Here is a 16,404-nt window from a genome sequence, read left to right as displayed (position 1 = left end):
TGTCGGGATCGTCCCGACTTGATCAGTAGGTGTAGAAGCCGCGTCCGGACTTGCGGCCCAGGTGACCGGCGTCGACCATGCGGCGCAGCAGTGCCGGCGGCGCGAAGTGCGGCTCGGCGAACTCGTCGTACAGCGACTCGGCTGCCGCGAGAGTGATGTCGAGGCCGATGGTGTCGACGAGGGTCAGCGGTCCCATCGGGTAGCCGCAGCCGCCCTTCATCGCGGTGTCGATGTCCTCGGCCGAGGCGTAACCGGAGTCGTACATCCGGATGGCCTGGCAGAGGTACGGGATGAGCAGTGCGTTGACGATGAAGCCCGAACGGTCGCCGGCGTTGACCGGGTTCTTGCCGAGGACATCCTTGACGTACGCGCTGACGGCTTCGGCGGTCTCCGGCGAGGTGACCAGGGTCGAGATGATCTCGACCAGCGGCATCACCGGGACCGGGTTGAAGAAGTGGACACCGACGACGCGCTCGGGGCGCTTGGTGGCGGTGGCGACCTTGATGATCGGGATCGACGAGGTGTTGGTGGCCAGGATGGTGTTCTCGCCGACGGCCTCGTCGAGACGCGCGAAGATGTCGCGCTTGAGCTGCTCGTTCTCGGGGGCAGCCTCGATGACCAGGTCGCGATCGGCGAGGTCGGCGTAGTCGAGGCTGACGCGCAGACGGCCGAGCGCGGCGTCGGCATCCTCCTGGCTGAGCTTGTTCTTGCTGACGGCACGGGACAGGGACTTCTCGACGCGCGCACGCGCGGCGTCGGCGAACTCCTGCTTGACCTCGATGATGACGACGTCGCTGCCGGACTTCGCGCACACCTCCGCGATGCCAGCTCCCATGGTGCCGCCGCCGATGACGCCGATGTTCTGCACAGTAAAACCTCCGAGTCGAGTTACACGACAAACGGTAGTACGTCGGTTCGGCCCGGCGGAGTCGAGGTCAGATGAACGTCAAGGTGAAACCGGTTTCACCACGGCGGGCGGCCCTCGTAGCGTGCAAGACGGTCGTAGAGATCCCGCATGGTCGCCTCCACGTCGTCGAGGAACTGGTCGACCTGGTCCTCGTTGTAGCCGCGCTTTCCGATCGGCGGCTTTCCGAAGGCAACGTTGTGCACGTCGTCAGGAGTCAGCATGTCGGTCATTTTCGCACCCGCGGCCCGACGACGCGTCCGGGTGTCCACAGGGTGCACACGTCACAGTCGGTAGAAGGCGCCCTCGTCGGTCGTCGAGACCTGGCCGTGGCGCATGAGTCGTTCGAGGTGGAGGTGCGCAGTACGACGTTCGACCGCGTTGACGAACGGCATCTGCACGTGCGGGCGGTACACCAGACGGTGCTCGACGATCTCCTCCAGCCGCCGTGGCCGGTCGAGAAACCCCAACAGTCGTTCCTCGCGGCGGTGAATGACGCCCTCATATGCGGTCAACCGTTCTCGGAAGTCCTTGGCCCCCTCCACGACTCCCTTCTGGTGGAAGGTTCCGTACCAGCGGGCGTCGACCTCGCGCACCCGTGCGATGGAGGCCAGGTAGTCGTCGACGCTGCTGCCGACGTCGCCGTACATGGGGCCGAACGACGTGAGATCGATGTCGGCGATGTAGAAGAAGCCGGTCGGTTCGATGAGGACGCCGCTGTGTCCGCGGGTGTGGCCGGGAAGGTGGATGACGGTCGCGGTGATGTCACCGAGGTCGAAGACGTGCCCGTCGCCCACGCCCTCGGCTTCAGGGAAACCGGGCGTGAGCGCGAAGGTGTCGCCGATCTGGGTATCGACCGCGGCGCGCTCCTCCGGCGTCAGCCCGTAACCGTCGAGCAGGACCTGCAGTGAGCGAACCCCGCCGACTTCGTCGTGATGCGCGAACTTGGCGGTGTCGAAGTGGCGCAGTCCGGCGATGTGGTCCTCGTGCGCGTGGCTGATCATGACGGCATCCGCGCCGACCGGGTCGTGGTCGACGTCGAGGGAGGGGTCGAGGACCAGCGTCGCCTCGGAACCGTGCGCGATCACGGTGTTGCCGCGCGGGAAGGCCCCACCGCCGGCCGGCTCCAGCACCGAGACTTCGTCGAAGCGGGTTTCGGAGAAGCTCGGCGCAGTGGTCACCTCGTCTGCCTACCTGTGCGGAGCGTGGACTGTCAACGGTGGTCGTCGCCGGGGGAGGGGGTCGTCGCCCGAGCGCTCAGCGGCAGGACGACCCAGGCCAGGGAGAACAGAACGAGCGTGCAGACGCCGGCGATGACCGAGGGCACGGGTCCTGCGGTGGCTCCGAACACGACGGTGATCGCACCCGACAGTGCCAGACCGAGAAGTGTGAGACCGGCAAAGGCCAGACGGTGCGCACGGCTGACCAGCAGTCCGATTTGGTGCCGACGGAACAGCGCGCGGTGAAGAGCGACCGGCGCGGCGAGAAGTATCGCTGCCCCGACAGCGAACGAGACGGTGACCAGGTAGACGACGCGGAGCGCACCACCCAGCTCTTCGAAGCCGTCCTGAAACGGCAGCGTGAGAAGAAACCCGGTCAGGATCTGCACCCCGGTCTGCACCACGCGCAGCTCCTGGAGGAGAGAGAGTTCCAGTTGCGGTCGAGGCGCTGTGTCTCGGTCTCGTTGCGTTCGGCCCGGTTCCAGTCGGCATCGTCGGCGCCCGATCGCCGTTCGGGAGATTCGCTGTCCGGTGCGTCGGCCACTTTCCCATCGTGGCACCGGCCCGGAGCCGATATCGGTGTTCGCCGGGTTGCAGTGTGGTCACCGACGAAAGCTCTGGCCAATCGACACGAGCCGGAGGACCATCGGTCCATGGCCACGTCACTGGATGAAGTCTCGAAGTCCCAGATGGGTCTCCTGCGGTGGACGGACATGCGTCGTCGTGTCCGCGCATACGTCGACGGTCAGGTGGTCGTCGACTCACTTGCACCGATCCAGGTGTGGGAGCCGTACCGGGTGGTCGGTTGTTATGCGGTGCCGTCGGCCGATGTCGTCGGACGACTCGAACACCGCACCCCGACGACGCCGGCCACGGAACACCCCGCCGATCCTCACGCCGCAACATCCGTTCTCGATGCACACCGCCGGCGGATCGGCCTACGACATCTTCACCGGCACAAGGGCACTCGCAGAGGCCGGTTTCCGCCTCGACGACTCCGATCTCGCGGACTACGTCCTGCTCGACTGGGACGCATTCGACGAATGGCGCGAAGAGGAACAGGCCGTGATGGGGCATGCGCACGACCCGTACCAACGCATCGACTGCCTGCCCACCAGCAGGCACGTCGTCGTGCGGATCGGTGACACCGTGCTGGCCGAGAGCCGACACCCGACGCTGCTCCTCGAGACGCACCTACCCATCCGGCACTACATTCCGCGTGACGACGTCCGGATGGACGTCCTCCAGCGTTCCGACACCGTCACGGTGTGTGCGTACAAGGGTCAGGCGACGTACTGGTCGGCGATCGTCGGCGACGAGGTCATCCCCGACGTCGCGTGGACCTACACCGATCCGCTGCACGACGCGGAGCCCGTGCGCGACCTCATCTGCTTCTACGACGAGCGGGTCGACCTGGAGATCCGGTGATCACGAGAACGGCTGATCACGAGAAGGTCGGCGGGTCCGCAGGTCGCTTGAGCTGGGCGAAGGTCGAGGTGCCCGCGAGGGCGACGAGCGAGGAATAGAGCGCTTCGGCCTCGTCGCCGGTCGGGAGGTCGGCGAGGACGGGACCGAAGAAGAAGGTGCCGTCGATGCCGAGGATGGGGCTGCCGCCGTCCTCGCCGAGTGCGTCCTGACCGCGCTGGTGGGATTCGCGCACCGCGTCGTCGAACGATGCATCGTCCATGGCGTCGGCCAGTTCGGCGGGGAGACCGGCCTCGGCCAGTACCTCCGAGACGACGGCGGGTGTCATCTCGTCGCCGGCATGGTGGATGCGCTTGCCGAGTGCCGTGTAGAGCGGGTCGATCGCATCCACACCGGCTTTCGCGGACGCAGCTGCGACGACGCGACCCAGACGGCGGGCGGTCTCGAGTTGGCGGCGCTGTTCGTCGGACTCGGGCTCCTCGTCCTCGTTGAGGATCGCGAGGCTCATGAGATGCCAGTCGACGTCGACGTCGGCGCCGTGTGCGGCCGCGCGGTCACGAAGCCATCGTGACGCAGCCCAAGCGAACGGACACACCGGATCGAAGTAGAAGTCGAAGTGAGTCATGGATGCCCGTGTACCCAATTCGACCGGGTTCGATGTGTGCGCCTCATCGCAGCCGGTAGCGGATCGGCAGGTGTTTGAGTCCGCCGACGAACACGGTTGCAGCCAACTCGGGTTCGCCGGCGAACTCGATCGAGTCCAGGCGAGGGATCAGTTCGCTGAACAGACTTCTCATCTCCATCCGGGCCAGCGCCGCGCCGAGGCAGAAATGTACGCCGTAGCCGAACGCGAGGTGCTTGTTGGGGAAGCGTCCGACGTCGAAGGTGAACGGGTCGTCGAAGATCTCTTCGTCACGGTTCCCGGAAGTGTAAGCGAGATAGACGGATTCACCCTTGGCGATGGGCACGCCGTGCACAGTCGTGTCCGCGGCGGCGGTGCGCATGAACTCCTTGACCGGTGTGGTCCACCGGATCATCTCCTCGACGGCGGTTCCGATGAGGTCGGGCTCGTGACGGAGGCGGTCGAGTTCGCCGGGGTTCTCGATGAGTGCGCGCAGACCGCCGGAGATCGCATCCTTGGTGGTGTCGTGGCCGGCGCTGGCGACGATCACGTAATAGGACGCGGTGTCGACGTCGGAGAGGGGTTCACCGTCGATGCGTCCGTTGGCGATTGCCGACGCGAGGTCGCCGGTGGGCTTCGCGCGACGGGAGGCGGTCAGCTTGCTGAAGTAGTCGAAGAAGTCGAGCAGTGTCGCCATCCGCTCCTCGATGGTGGTGCCTCGCTGGTACTCCTTGTCGTCGGCGCCGAACATCTCCTGGGTGAGTTGGTGCATCCGGGGGAAGTCTTCTTCGGGGAGCCCGAGCAGCGACATGATGACGTACAGCGGGAAGTGGACGGCGATGTCCTCGACGAAGTCGCATTCGGGGCCGATCTCGGCCATCCTGTCGACATAGCGTTTGGCGAGTGCATCGACCTGGATCTCCAGATCACGCAACGCTTTTGGTCGGAACCAGTCCTGTCCGATCGCCCGCACCTTCTTGTGGTGGGGATCGTCCATGTGGATCAGCGTCCGCAGGCCCGCGCCGGAGTCGAGCTGCGACTTGGCGAAGTCGTCGGCCACGGCGGTCACCAGCACGGGTCGCGGCTCGCTGAGCCACAGGTTGTGATCGCGCTCGATGTCCATGATGTCGGCGTGTTTGGTGATCGCGTAGAACGGGCGGTACGGCGCCTTGTCGACGTACGCGACCGGGTTGTGCGCGCGGAGGTGAGCCATCGCCGCGTGCAGTCGCGGCTCGTCGGCATATGCCGTCGGGTCGGCGAATACGTTGGCGGCCTCGTCGGTCATGCTCGTGCTCACCGATGGCGTCCTTCCGTCGAGCGGATGCTTCTCGCTTCGAGTGTCCGATATAGGTGTGTTCCGGATCCGCAGAATGACGAACCCGCCCCATTTACGCTGGATACATGCCATATCGGGTCCTGGCCGACGGCATGGCGGTCCTGCACATGATGTTCCTGCTGTACGTGATGTTCGGCGGGTTCATCGCCTGGCGCTGGCCGCGCACGGTCGTGCTCCACCTCGCAGCGGTGGGGTGGGGGATCGCATCGGTGGGCATTGGCCTGGGTTGCCCGTTGACCGACGCCGAGAACTGGGCGCGGCACCAGGCGGGCGAGAAAGGATTGCCACCCACCGGATTCATCGACAACTACCTGACCGGGGTGATCTATCCGGATTCTGCGCTCGGGTTGGTGCGGGGATTGGTTGCTGCGCTTGTCGTCGTGTCGTGGGTGGGGTTGTGGTGGCGGGTGGGGAGCGGCCCTCGCCGCCGCGGCATCGCTGGTTCCGGGTAGAGGTGTCATCTGCAGCTTGCGCGCGGGGATGGGCCGAGGTGAGAGCGGCCCCGGCGCTCGCGAGCAGCGGTGGGCCCAGACGTCGCCGCTGACTGAAAACCGCCCCTGGAAGGCACCCCGTGCAACGGCACCGATGACACTATGTCGGCGGCGACCGTCTGGAGGGTGGTTCCCGGGGGCGGTTTTCGAGGGCGGTTTTCAGGGACAGCGCACGACCGGTACAACCGCGCCCGCAGATCAGAGGGTGCCCGGCGGGAGCGCGCGGCGAGGCTTCAGCAGCGGGAGCATCCAGTCGTAGACCGCATCGCTGTTGAGCACGGTGAAGTGGTGGGCACCGCCGATGTGGAAGCCGTCGTCGACCTCGAAGCCGAGGTGGTGCTTCCGGTCTCGACCACCTCCGCTGTTGGTCAGCACCAGTCCGTCGCCGACTATGCGGCCGAACGGGTGGTCGGGGCGTTGGGTCACCGTGGCGGTCACGTAGAGGTGGCGCGCACCTTCCATGAGCGGCGGGTAGTCGACGGCGGGCTGCGAAAAGGCCTCCGGGTCGGTGTCGCGCCAGTGTTCCTCGGTGACCGCACCGCGGAACAGGTCGCGAACCCCGGCACTGCGACGCCCGAGCAGGGTGCCGAACGGTCGGCTCGTCGGCCACAGGCGCAGGGCCGCCGTCGCGCGGTGGACTCCGCGGGCCAGCGGCGCCCCGAGGTGGGGAGTGCCGAGGCACACGGTATGTCGAACGAGCTTGGGCCAGTACGCATCACGGTCGACACCTTGATGGCACGCGCTGCGGATGACCAGACCGCCCATCGAGTGGCCGATGAGCGTGAGACCGGTGACCGGAACCGGCCACAGCAAGACGAGGTCGTCGAGTAGTCGTGCGAGATCACGGCCGTTGTCGCTGATGTGGCGTCCCGAGTTGTATCGGATCTGCACCTCGGTGCTGCCGAGATCGTCGGCGAGGCGAGCGCCGTACGTGGGTCTGTCGCCGAGCGCCCAGGCGAACTCGGTCTCCATCAGGCCGTGCAGGAAAACCGTCAGGTGGCCCGACGCTCCGGGGAAAGCGGTCGCCAGACCGTCCGGGGTGATCGGAACGACCGCCCCGTTCACGCGGATCGCGGCGTCCGGCGCCAGGGGAGAACGCTCGGCGGTCAGTTGATTACCGATCAATCCGTCGAGGATGCCGATTGCCAAAGCGCCTCGCTTGGTCTCCGAAGGCACGCCGTTGCTGTGAACGGTCAGTGACTCGGCCAGATCGCCGGCCACATCGACCGTCGACGTGATCGCCGAATAGACGGACGTGCTGATCGCGTCGTGCACCATCTGAGCCGGACGGATCCTCGCACCCCACGCCACGCGTAGACCCGCGAACACGGTATCGGCGACGGATGAATGAACGGCCGCGATGCCCGAGACCGCCTTGTTCAGCTCATCGCGACCCAGAGCCGCCAGTGCCGGCAGTTCGCGAGTTCGGGCAGGATCAACAGACATGGTTTCAGTGTACGTCTGTCCACTGAAATGTGAGTCCGCATCGCTGAGGCTCTCCTCACTCCGACTGGTCGAACGGACTGCTCACCCATCCGGCGACGACGGCAAGGCGCGTGGGTCGATGAACCGCGAGGAAGCCGAACGGACGGTCGAAGGTGACGGAGACGAACTTGATCTGGTGCGTGTCCCGGGGATATGCGCCTGTCGGAGCCAGTGCGAAAGCAGTCACCGCGGCGGCCTCGAAGCCTACGGGGGAGAAGCGCGCGATCACGTTCTGCGCACCCTGGGCGACGAACAGCGGGACCGAACTCAGGTGGGGTAGGTGCGGGTTCTCCGGGTCGGTCACCGCGTGAAGACCGAAAACATCCTTGTGCGAAAGCAGGTCGTGGTTGCTGTTGATCGAGAAGGCGGGCAGCTCCAGCGACAGTCGGTCCTCAGGCCCATGCGAAGCCACCACTTCGACGGTCAAGCCCGGCGCGTGAGCGTCGAAGTCGACGGCCGGTTGAACATGGCTATCGCCGGATAATTCGCGTAGGCCGGTGTCCAGCACGTGCCCCGGGGTCTGATCGCCGAGCAGCAGGTGGACGTCGAGATCACCGTCGCCCTCGACCACCACGCGAGTCACTGAGTTGTCGAGGACCGCCGCGACCGACGTATCGTCGGTGTACCGCTCGAGCCACGTTGGCTGCGCGTCGTCGGACAGGGGGTCGCAGCCGCGCGAACTCCCTCTGAACGGTTCGAGCCATCGTGTCTTGGCCGCGATGACCGAGGCGATCACCAGGCGAACTTCGTCGTCGATCTCCAGAGGAAAGCGGTCGATCAGACCTCCAGTCCCGTCCGCGGCCCACTTGTCGAGGGCTTCCTGGCCGGTCAGCCTCCCCGTGACTCCTGCGGGGAGCCGTGAGGCCCAGTCTTCGATCAGCGGCGCAGCGTCGTGGGTCCAGACGCCTACTGCCGCAGAGGTCGACATTCCTTCGCGAAGTGCGTTCAGCACCTCCAGGCCCTCGGCCCGAGCCGAATCGGCCGGTCGGCCGAGTGCGGCAGCCAGCTCGTTTCGCGCGGCCTCGTCAGCTGCAGATGCGAGCAGTGCGAGTAGTGGCCACACGCCTGCCCCGGAGACGACGCAATCCTCGTCGCGGAACTGCGAGCACCAGCGAGCGGTCAGGTCGTTGACTGCTCGGACGGGAGGTGCGAGGTCGTCGGCGGCGGTGGTGACAAACAGGTCCGGTTCGTGCATGCGCGAGATCATCTCACCGCGGACCGACAGCGCCGGCGATGCACAAAATCGCGACTTCGACAGCAGATGCGCCACTTCTGGCTGGCGATTGCTGCGGGAAGCGGCGATTCTGGGTTAGTGACGCACATCACAAACTAAGTCGGCATGAGCGGAATGGACTCAACCTTGTTGGCGTTGCATCCTCCGTATGGCTCATACTTGAGCCTGTTGGACTAAAGAGAAAGGTGCACGCGAGTGGACAGCTTCACCCCCACCACGAAGACACAGCAGGCATTGAGCGCTGCTGTGCAGGCGGCGGCCAGTGCTGGCAACCCCGACGTGCGGCCCGCCCACATCCTGGTGGCACTGCTCGATCAGTCCGACGGCATCGCGTCGCCGCTGCTCAAGGCAGTGGGCGTGGACCCGTCGAATGTTCGCGCGCAGGCCCAGATGCAGGTCGACCGCATGCCGACGGTCGCGCAGGCCAGTGCCACCCCGCAACTCTCCCGCGAATCGATCGCGGCGGTCAGTGCTGCTCAGCAGCTGGCCGTTGAACTCGGCGACGAGTACGTCTCGACCGAGCACGTCGTCGTCGGTCTGGCGACCGGTGACTCCGATGTCGCCAAGTTGCTGCACAACGCCGGAGCAACACCGCAGGCACTGCGCGATGCGTTCGTCGCAGTCCGCGGGAGCCGGCGTGTCACGAGCGAGGACCCGGAGTCGACCTACCAGGCGCTCGAGAAGTACTCGACCGACCTGACCGCAGCGGCCCGCGAGGGCAAGCTCGACCCGGTCATCGGTCGCGACACCGAGATCCGTCGCGTCGTGCAGGTGCTCAGCCGACGGACCAAGAACAACCCGGTCCTCATCGGTGAACCCGGCGTCGGCAAGACCGCGATCGTCGAGGGCCTCGCCCAGCGCATCATCGCCGGTGACGTGCCCGAATCGCTCCGGAACAAGACGGTCATCTCCCTCGACATGGGTTCGATGGTCGCCGGCGCGAAGTATCGCGGTGAGTTCGAGGAGCGGCTGAAGGCCGTACTCGACGAGATCAAGAGCTCCGACGGTCAGATCATCACCTTCATCGATGAGTTGCACACCATCGTCGGAGCCGGTGCCACAGGCGATTCCGCGATGGACGCCGGCAACATGATCAAGCCGATGCTCGCCCGGGGTGAGCTGCGGCTGGTCGGTGCCACGACCCTCGAGGAGTACCGCAAGTACATCGAGAAGGACGCCGCACTCGAGCGTCGCTTCCAGCAGGTGTACGTCGGCGAACCGTCGGTGGAAGATGCCATCGGCATCCTCCGCGGCCTGAAGGATCGGTACGAGGTACACCACGGTGTGCGCATCACCGACTCCGCATTGGTCGCCGCCGCAACGCTTTCCGACCGCTACATCACCTCACGCTTCCTCCCCGACAAGGCCATCGACCTCGTCGACGAGGCGGCGTCGCGACTGCGGATGGAGATCGACTCGCGCCCCGTCGAGATCGACGAGGTCGAGCGCATCGTCCGTCGGCTCGAGGTCGAAGAGGTGGCGCTGCAGAAGGAAACGGACGCGGCGTCGAAGGAACGGCTCGAGAAGCTGCGCGCCGAACTGGCCGACCAGAAGGAGAAGCTCAACGAGCTCTCCGCGCGGTGGCAGTCGGAGAAGACCGCCATCGATGCGGTGCGCGACCTCAAGGAAGAGCTGGATCGTCTCCGCGGGGAAGCCGAGCGCGCCGAGCGCGACGGTGACCTCGGACGCGCTGCCGAGCTGCGGTACGGCCGAATCCCCGGCCTGGAGAAGGAACTCGAGGCCGCGCTGGAGAAGACCGGTACCGATCCCGGCCAGGACGTGATGCTCCAGGAGGAGGTCGGACCCGACGACGTGGCGCAGGTCGTGTCGTCGTGGACCGGAATCCCGGCCGGACGCATGCTCGAAGGTGAGACCGCGAAGCTCCTGCGCATGGAGGACGAGCTGGGCAAGCGTGTCATCGGGCAGAAGGCTGCCGTCGAGGCCGTCTCCGACGCGGTGCGTCGTGCCCGGGCCGGCGTCGCCGACCCGAATCGGCCGCTGGGTTCGTTCATGTTCCTCGGCCCGACCGGTGTCGGCAAGACCGAGCTGGCCAAGGCGCTCGCCGAGTTCTTGTTCGACGACGAGCGGGCGATGGTCCGCATCGACATGAGCGAGTACGGCGAGAAGCACAGCGTCGCGCGGCTCGTCGGTGCTCCTCCCGGCTACGTCGGGTACGAGGCCGGCGGCCAGCTGACCGAGGCGGTGCGTCGTCGTCCGTACACGGTGGTCTTGTTCGACGAGATCGAGAAGGCCCATCCGGACGTGTTCGACGTGCTGCTGCAGGTGCTCGACGAAGGCCGTCTCACCGACGGCCAGGGACGGACGGTGGACTTCCGTAACACCATCCTGATCCTGACCTCGAACCTCGGCGCCGGTGGCGACAAGGAACACGTCATGAATGCGGTGCGCTCGGCCTTCAAGCCAGAGTTCATCAACCGCCTCGACGACGTGGTCATCTTCGACCCGTTGAGCCCCGAGGAGCTGGTGGCGATCGTCGACATCCAGATCGGACAGCTTCAGAAGCGGCTGGCCCAGCGTCGCCTCGACCTCGAGGTCTCGCCGAAGGCCAAGGAATGGCTGGGCGCACGTGGATTCGATCCGCTGTACGGCGCCCGTCCGCTCCGCCGCCTGGTGCAGCAGGCCATCGGCGACCAGCTCGCCAAGCAGCTGCTCAAGGGCGACATCCGCGACGGCGACATCGTTCCGGTGAACGTCAGTGCCGACGGCGAGTCGCTGGTCCTCGGCTGATCACGAGTGACGCGACCAGGGGCCCATCCCTTCGGGGGTGGGCCCCTTCGTCGTCTACCGGTGCGGGCAGCGGTTCAGCGGACGACCTCACGGTGACCGGCGTCGATGCGCCGGGTCCACCCCCGGCCGTCGAGGAGTTCGAGCAGTGGGATCACGACGCGCCGCGTCGTCCCGAGTGCCTGGCGCGCTTCGCTCGTGGTGAAGGGCTGAGGCAGGGCGGCCAGGGTTCGCATCGCCAGTGCCGGCGCGGTCGGCAACAACACCACCCCGTCGCGGAGTCGGAGGATGCGGCCGGTGCGTTCGGCAGCGGCGAGTTCCCTGGCACCGAGGCCGAGCGCGGTGAGGTCGTCGGACTCCGGGGCCCGGAACGGGCGCTCGGCCAGACGGCGCTCCAAAGCGCTCATCGCCTCCTCGGCGTCACCCAGATCCGGGACATGGCCCGGGATCGACAGGTACCCGTCTGCGGACGCCAGCCCGGCATCGGCGACCACCGTCGCCAGCAGTGCTGGGTCCGGAAGTTCAAGCAACGCCGGAACTCCCGACGCCGACAAGCCGGCCGACATCGGTTCCCGCTCGTGGACTTCGACGACTGCGTCGCGCAAACGCTTGATCCACGCGGCGCACGACGATTCGTCGACCCACCAGTCGTCGACAACACGGACCCCGGCCGGTGCTGTGTCCCCGTCGTCGACGAGACCGAGGCGCTGTAGCTCCACAACGCGCACCGCGCCGCGTCGAGCAACCTCGTCCGCGGCACCGCCGGCGTCGCTCATCCGGGCCAGGGCTGCCTCCCGTCGGGCCGAATCGCCGCGGCGACGGAGTTCCGGTGGGTCGGGATGCAGGACGACCCCACCGCCGACGATCCGCTGACCGGGGTTGCGCAGCACCACCCGGTCTCGGTGCGAAAGAGGCACGGCGCGTGCGAATGTCAGCCGTGCGTAATCGGGGCCGAAGGGGCGTAGACGGGCCGGGAGTGCAGCAGTGCCGAGGTGGACGACGAGACGCTCGGGCACATCATCGAAGGGGACGCCGCCGACCCGCCTGATGTCGGCCTCGGCAGACGAATGCCATGCGCCCGGAGTGACGAGGGCGTCCCCGCGTGCCACGGCGTCGACCCCGACGCCACGAAGGTTGACCGCAACCCGGCTGACCGGCAGCGACATCGTGAGAGCAGATCCCTCGCTGTGCAATCCGCGGACATCGACCGCCCGGTGCCCGTCGGCGCCAATCAACTCCAGGGTGTCGCCGACGCGGATGGTGCCCGAGGCCAGCGTGCCGGTGACCACCGTGCCGGCCCCGGTGCGGGTGAATGCGCGGTCGACCCAGAGGCGCACGCGGCCCGAGGTCGACGGTCGTGGCGTTTGGCCGAGGACCGCGTCGAGGGTCGTGCGTAATTCCGCGAGACCCCGCCCTTGTGGTGCGGACACGACCACGACCGGAGCGGTGGCGAGCCCGGTGCCGACCAATTCGGCACGGGCGGAGGCGATCACGTCCTCGATGTGGCCATCGCTCGCGCGGTCGGCACGTGAGATCACCAGCACTCCGTACTCGATGCCGAGCGCGGACAGCGCGTCGCGGTGGTCGTCGGACTGGGCACTCCACCCCTCGTCGGCTGCGACGACGAACAGCACGACCGGTGCGGGGCCGAGTCCGGCCAGCATGTTCGGGATGAAACGCTCGTGACCCGGGACGTCGACGAAGGCGACATCGGAACCGGACGGCAGTGTGGTCCAGGCGAAACCGAGATCGATCGTCAGACCGCGGCGGCGTTCTTCCTCCCAGCGATCCGGTTCGATGCCGGTGAGCGCACGCACGAGTGTCGATTTGCCGTGGTCGACGTGACCGGCGGTGGCCACCACGTACTTCACCGGCGAGACCTCACACCCCGGCCGTGGCCTGCTTGACCGCGGCGAGGACCAGAGGATCGTCGGCTTCGGGGATGCAGCGCAGGTCGACGAGGCACGCATCGTCATGGACGCGTGGCAGGACGGCTGGGTCGCCGAGGCGCAGACGCGGTGCGGTGCTCACCGGCAGACGCACCGCCCAACCGGGCAGGGGGACTCCCGGTGCGCCGCCACCCCCGACTCGCCCGTCGTGTTCGACGATCGGGAAACCGACTGCGACGCCGAGGTTCTCGGTGCGCACACGGAGGCGGTCGGCGTCGGCATGCAAGTACTCGTACACCGGGGGACGCGGGCCTCCGACGGTCGCCTCCATCGCGGCGAGCGCGAGCTTGTCGGCGCGGACGGCGCGCGCCAGCGGATGTTTGGCGAGTCGCTGGACCAGCTCGGCGCTGCCGAGGAGGAGACCGGCCTGGGGGCCGCCGAGTAACTTGTCCCCGCTCGCGATGACCAGGTCGGCACCGGCGGACAGCGCGGAGGTGGCGTCCGGTTCGTCGGGGAGCAGGGGATCGGGCTGCAGGAGCCCGCTGCCGATGTCGGCGATCACCGGGACACCGTGAGTCCGGCCGAGGTCGCGTAATTCGGTGAGTGAGGTCTCGATGGTGAATCCCTCGACGCGGAAGTTGCTCGGATGCACCTTGAGGATGGCGCCGACATCGTCGCCGGCGACGGCGTCGGCGTAGTCGCGCAGATGGGTGCGGTTGGTGGTCCCGACCTCGTGCAGGCGGGCCCCGGTGGAGGCGATGAGCTCGGTGAGCCTGAATCCTGCACCGATCTCGATCATCTCGCCGCGACTGATCACCACCGCACGCCCGGCGGCCAGCGCGGTGGTCGCCAGGACCAGAGCCGCCGCCCCGTTGTTCACCATCAGGGCGTCACCCGCCGCGGGGCAGGCCCGCAACAGCGCGGCGCGGGTGGCCGCACCACGTTTCGATCGCTGACCCGTGTGCAGGTCGAGTTCCACGTCGACGTAGCCGGATGCGGCGACGACCGCATCGAGCGACGCCGCCGACAACGGAGCACGACCGAGGTTGGTGTGCACCACCACGCCGGTGGCGTTGAGGACCGGACGGGCCGACGACACCCGGTGAGCGTTCACGGCGTCGGCGACGTGGCGTCCGACGTCATCCGGCGAGATCTCGCCGCGTCGGGCCGAATCCTGTGCATTCCGGATGATCTCCCGAACAGCTGTGTCACCCAACCGCTCCCGCGCTTCCGTCACCGGCGGCAGCGCCAACAGGGCGTCGGTGCGCGGAATCCGTCGACGTGGGTCGGACACGCGGCCTCCTGAGAATTCTGGCGGAGGCGGACGGGAATCGAACCCGCCAGGCCGAGATACTCGACCTCCTCGGTTTTGAAGACCGGGGAGCCCACCAGGACCCGTACGCCTCCGTGCGTCTTACAACCTAGCGCGTGTTGTGTTCGGGCGCGGTCAGTCCTGCTGATGCGGCCAATTGCCCTCGGTGATCAGCTCTTCGAAGTGGCGGATGAGTTTCGGATTGAGATCATCGTCGACGGCACGTTGGAAATCGTTGTCCCACTTGGTCAGCCATTCCTCATCCCGCTTCATGAGGAAGATCGGCCAGCCGTGGGTGATGTCGAGCTCGTCAGAGTAGAGATCGGTGGAGCCGTCCTCGCGCATGTACCAGTAGTCGTGTCCGGAGTTCCAGAACGCCTGCAGCTCGTCGGCCGTGACGTAGTACTCGCCGTCTGCTTGCCTCATCTCCCCGATGGTAGCCATCGTCGGGCCGCCCCATGGGTGATCGGAACGGCGCTAGTGTCGGCAGGGTGACTGTCAGCAGCGAAACCCCAGTCCGACTGACCGGCTACGCCCACGGCGGCGGTTGCGCCTGCAAGATCCCGCCGGGCGAGCTCGAGCAGGCGGTCGCCGGCCTGACCGGCCAGGCCGGCGACGACATCATCGTCGGGCTCGACGACGGTGACGACGCCGCAGCGGTCCGGATCCGCGACGATCTCGCCGTGCTCTCCACCGCCGACTTCTTCACGCCGGTCGTCGACGACCCCTTCGAGTGGGGACGCATCGCCGCCGCGAACGCGCTCTCGGACATCTACGCGATGGGCGGGACACCGGTGGTCGCGATCAACCTCGTCGGCTGGCCGCGCGGCGTGCTGCCGATGGAACTGATGACCGAGGTCCTGCGCGGTGGTCTCGCGATCGGCGCCGAAGCAGGATGCCCGGTCATCGGCGGGCACACCATCGACGATCCCGAACCGAAGTACGGCATGGCCGTCACCGGCGTCGCGACACCGGAGAAGTTGCTGCGCAACGACGCCGCGGAGCCCGGCCGGCCGATCACCCTGACGAAACCGATCGGGGTCGGGCTCCTCAACAACCGGCACAAGCAGACCGGAGAGGTGTTCGACGAGGCGATCGCGCTCATGACCACGCTGAACCGTGACGCGTCGACGGCCGCCGTCGACGCCGGTGTCCGGGCGGCGACCGACGTCACCGGCTTCGGTCTCCTCGGGCACCTGCACAAGATGTGCCGCGCGTCCGGCATCGGCGCGGTGCTCGACCGCAGCGCGGTTCCGGCCGTGGGCGGCGCCCGTGAAGCCCTACGGGACGGATACGTCTCCGGCGGCACCCGACGGAACCTCGACTGGGTACGACCCCATCTAAGCACCGACGACGGCGTTTCCGAGGACGATCTGCTGTTCCTCGCCGACGCCCAGACCTCCGGCGGGCTGCTGGTCATCGGGGAGGTGCCGGGGTATCCGGTGATCGGGGAGACCGTGGCGGGGTCGGGGATCCGTGTCCGGTGACCATTCGGCGCTCGTCGCCATCGCTCCTCGCACCTGAAGTGCCCGCGGCCGGTGAACCGGCCGTCGTGCGGGGTCGAAAGGGTCCGCTCCATGAGGAGCGCCTTGTTCCGACTGCCGAACCTCGACTCGACCGGTGGTTGGGTGGCGACGGTGTCTCACCAGGCCTTCGTGGCTCGTCGCTTGCGCTCCTCGCACCTCAGGCATCGGACCTGGGTGCGTCGCGCTTTTTCGGATCAGGCATCGGACCGGGTGCG

12 protein-coding genes, 1 tRNA gene and 3 pseudogenes are annotated in these 16,404 nt (G+C 67.2%); 4 read left to right on the top strand and 12 right to left on the bottom strand.

Annotated elements, in window-relative coordinates; translation table 11 throughout:
- Positions 1–22: 22 nt before the first annotated feature.
- The 4 genes and pseudogenes from LQD00_RS08680 to LQD00_RS08665 form a co-directional block, all read right to left on the bottom strand.
- The gene (locus LQD00_RS08680) at positions 23–868 is read right to left on the bottom strand and encodes a 3-hydroxybutyryl-CoA dehydrogenase (protein WP_006867606.1); all 846 of its coding nucleotides are present in this window, start codon (positions 866–868) and stop codon (positions 23–25) included.
- Positions 869–999: 131 nt separating this feature from the next.
- Positions 1,000–1,128, bottom strand: a pseudogene (locus tag LQD00_RS08675) (DivIVA domain-containing protein); the annotation flags it as partial.
- 60 nt (positions 1,129–1,188) lie between these two features.
- On the bottom strand, positions 1,189–2,085 hold the full coding sequence (locus LQD00_RS08670; protein ID WP_232716751.1) for an MBL fold metallo-hydrolase: 897 nt from the start codon (positions 2,083–2,085) through the stop codon (positions 1,189–1,191).
- 32 nt (positions 2,086–2,117) lie between these two features.
- A pseudogene (locus LQD00_RS08665) lies at positions 2,118–2,668 on the bottom strand (DUF6328 family protein).
- 109 nt (positions 2,669–2,777) lie between these two features.
- Between LQD00_RS08665 and LQD00_RS08660 the strand changes: the two are divergent.
- Positions 2,778–3,552: pseudogene (locus tag LQD00_RS08660) on the top strand (DUF427 domain-containing protein).
- A 16-nt stretch (positions 3,553–3,568) separates the two neighbouring features.
- Here LQD00_RS08660 and LQD00_RS08655 read toward each other — a convergent pair.
- Together LQD00_RS08655 and LQD00_RS08650 are read right to left on the bottom strand one after the other, a co-directional pair.
- Positions 3,569–4,174, bottom strand: a complete 606-nt coding sequence (locus tag LQD00_RS08655; RefSeq protein WP_232716750.1) for a DsbA family oxidoreductase — start codon at positions 4,172–4,174, stop codon at positions 3,569–3,571.
- 43 nt (positions 4,175–4,217) lie between these two features.
- Positions 4,218–5,456, bottom strand: coding sequence for a cytochrome P450 (locus LQD00_RS08650; RefSeq protein WP_232716776.1), 1,239 nt, complete (start codon positions 5,454–5,456; stop codon positions 4,218–4,220).
- Positions 5,457–5,572: 116 nt separating this feature from the next.
- Between LQD00_RS08650 and LQD00_RS08645 the strand changes: the two genes are divergently transcribed.
- Positions 5,573–5,959 (top strand): DUF2784 domain-containing protein, encoded by a 387-nt coding sequence (locus LQD00_RS08645; RefSeq protein WP_232716749.1) that lies wholly within the window; start codon positions 5,573–5,575, stop codon positions 5,957–5,959.
- Between the two features lie 237 nt (positions 5,960–6,196).
- Here the strand turns inward: LQD00_RS08645 and LQD00_RS08640 are convergent, their stop codons facing one another.
- Both LQD00_RS08640 and LQD00_RS08635 read right to left on the bottom strand, forming a co-directional pair.
- The gene (locus tag LQD00_RS08640) at positions 6,197–7,444 is read right to left on the bottom strand and encodes an esterase/lipase family protein (protein ID WP_232716748.1); all 1,248 of its coding nucleotides are present in this window, start codon (positions 7,442–7,444) and stop codon (positions 6,197–6,199) included.
- A 55-nt stretch (positions 7,445–7,499) separates the two neighbouring features.
- Positions 7,500–8,678: a serpin family protein gene (locus LQD00_RS08635; RefSeq protein ID WP_232716747.1), complete on the bottom strand. Its 1,179-nt coding sequence runs from the start codon at positions 8,676–8,678 to the stop codon at positions 7,500–7,502.
- Between the two features lie 234 nt (positions 8,679–8,912).
- Between LQD00_RS08635 and clpB the strand changes: the two genes are divergently transcribed.
- Entirely contained in the window at positions 8,913–11,465 is a 2,553-nt protein-coding gene (clpB, locus tag LQD00_RS08630) for an ATP-dependent chaperone ClpB (protein WP_232716746.1), read from the top strand.
- A gap of 74 nt (positions 11,466–11,539) precedes the next feature.
- Here clpB and selB read toward each other — a convergent pair whose 3' ends face one another.
- The 4 genes from selB to LQD00_RS08610 all read right to left on the bottom strand — a co-directional run bounded on the left by selB (position 11,540) and on the right by LQD00_RS08610 (position 15,089).
- A complete protein-coding gene (gene selB / locus LQD00_RS08625; RefSeq protein WP_232716745.1) occupies positions 11,540–13,333 on the bottom strand; it encodes a selenocysteine-specific translation elongation factor in 1,794 nt (597 codons plus the stop codon).
- A gap of 10 nt (positions 13,334–13,343) precedes the next feature.
- Positions 13,344–14,645 (bottom strand): L-seryl-tRNA(Sec) selenium transferase, encoded by a 1,302-nt coding sequence (gene selA, locus LQD00_RS08620; RefSeq protein ID WP_232716744.1) that lies wholly within the window; start codon positions 14,643–14,645, stop codon positions 13,344–13,346.
- Positions 14,646–14,663: 18 nt separating this feature from the next.
- Positions 14,664–14,758, bottom strand: a tRNA-Sec gene (locus LQD00_RS08615).
- Positions 14,759–14,798: 40 nt separating this feature from the next.
- Complete coding sequence (locus tag LQD00_RS08610) at positions 14,799–15,089, bottom strand: hypothetical protein (RefSeq protein ID WP_232716743.1); 291 nt, start codon at positions 15,087–15,089, stop codon at positions 14,799–14,801.
- A 32-nt stretch (positions 15,090–15,121) separates the two neighbouring features.
- Between LQD00_RS08610 and selD the strand changes: the two genes are divergently transcribed.
- Positions 15,122–16,150, top strand: coding sequence for a selenide, water dikinase SelD (gene selD, locus LQD00_RS08605; protein WP_232716742.1), 1,029 nt, complete (start codon positions 15,122–15,124; stop codon positions 16,148–16,150).
- The last annotated feature ends 254 nt before the right edge of the window (positions 16,151–16,404 follow it).

This window comes from Gordonia metallireducens (assembly GCF_021245825.1).
Classification (GTDB): Bacteria; Actinomycetota; Actinomycetes; order Mycobacteriales; family Mycobacteriaceae; genus Gordonia; species Gordonia namibiensis.
Note: the sequence above shows the minus strand (reverse complement) of the source record. Positions and strands in the feature narration are given on the sequence as shown.

Excerpts from the sequence above, each read along its gene's own strand:
- LQD00_RS08655 (WP_232716750.1), bottom strand. The coding sequence starts at position 4,174 with ATGACTCACTTCGACTTCTACTTCGATCCGGTGTGTCCGTTCGCTTGG.
- LQD00_RS08650 (WP_232716776.1), bottom strand. The coding sequence starts at position 5,456 with ATGACCGACGAGGCCGCCAACGTATTCGCCGACCCGACGGCATATGCC.
- LQD00_RS08645 (WP_232716749.1), top strand. The coding sequence starts at position 5,573 with ATGCCATATCGGGTCCTGGCCGACGGCATGGCGGTCCTGCACATGATG.
- LQD00_RS08640 (WP_232716748.1), bottom strand. The coding sequence starts at position 7,444 with ATGTCTGTTGATCCTGCCCGAACTCGCGAACTGCCGGCACTGGCGGCT.
- LQD00_RS08635 (WP_232716747.1), bottom strand. The coding sequence starts at position 8,678 with ATGCACGAACCGGACCTGTTTGTCACCACCGCCGCCGACGACCTCGCA.
- LQD00_RS08610 (WP_232716743.1), bottom strand. The coding sequence starts at position 15,089 with ATGAGGCAAGCAGACGGCGAGTACTACGTCACGGCCGACGAGCTGCAG.
- selD (WP_232716742.1), top strand. The coding sequence starts at position 15,122 with ATGGGTGATCGGAACGGCGCTAGTGTCGGCAGGGTGACTGTCAGCAGC.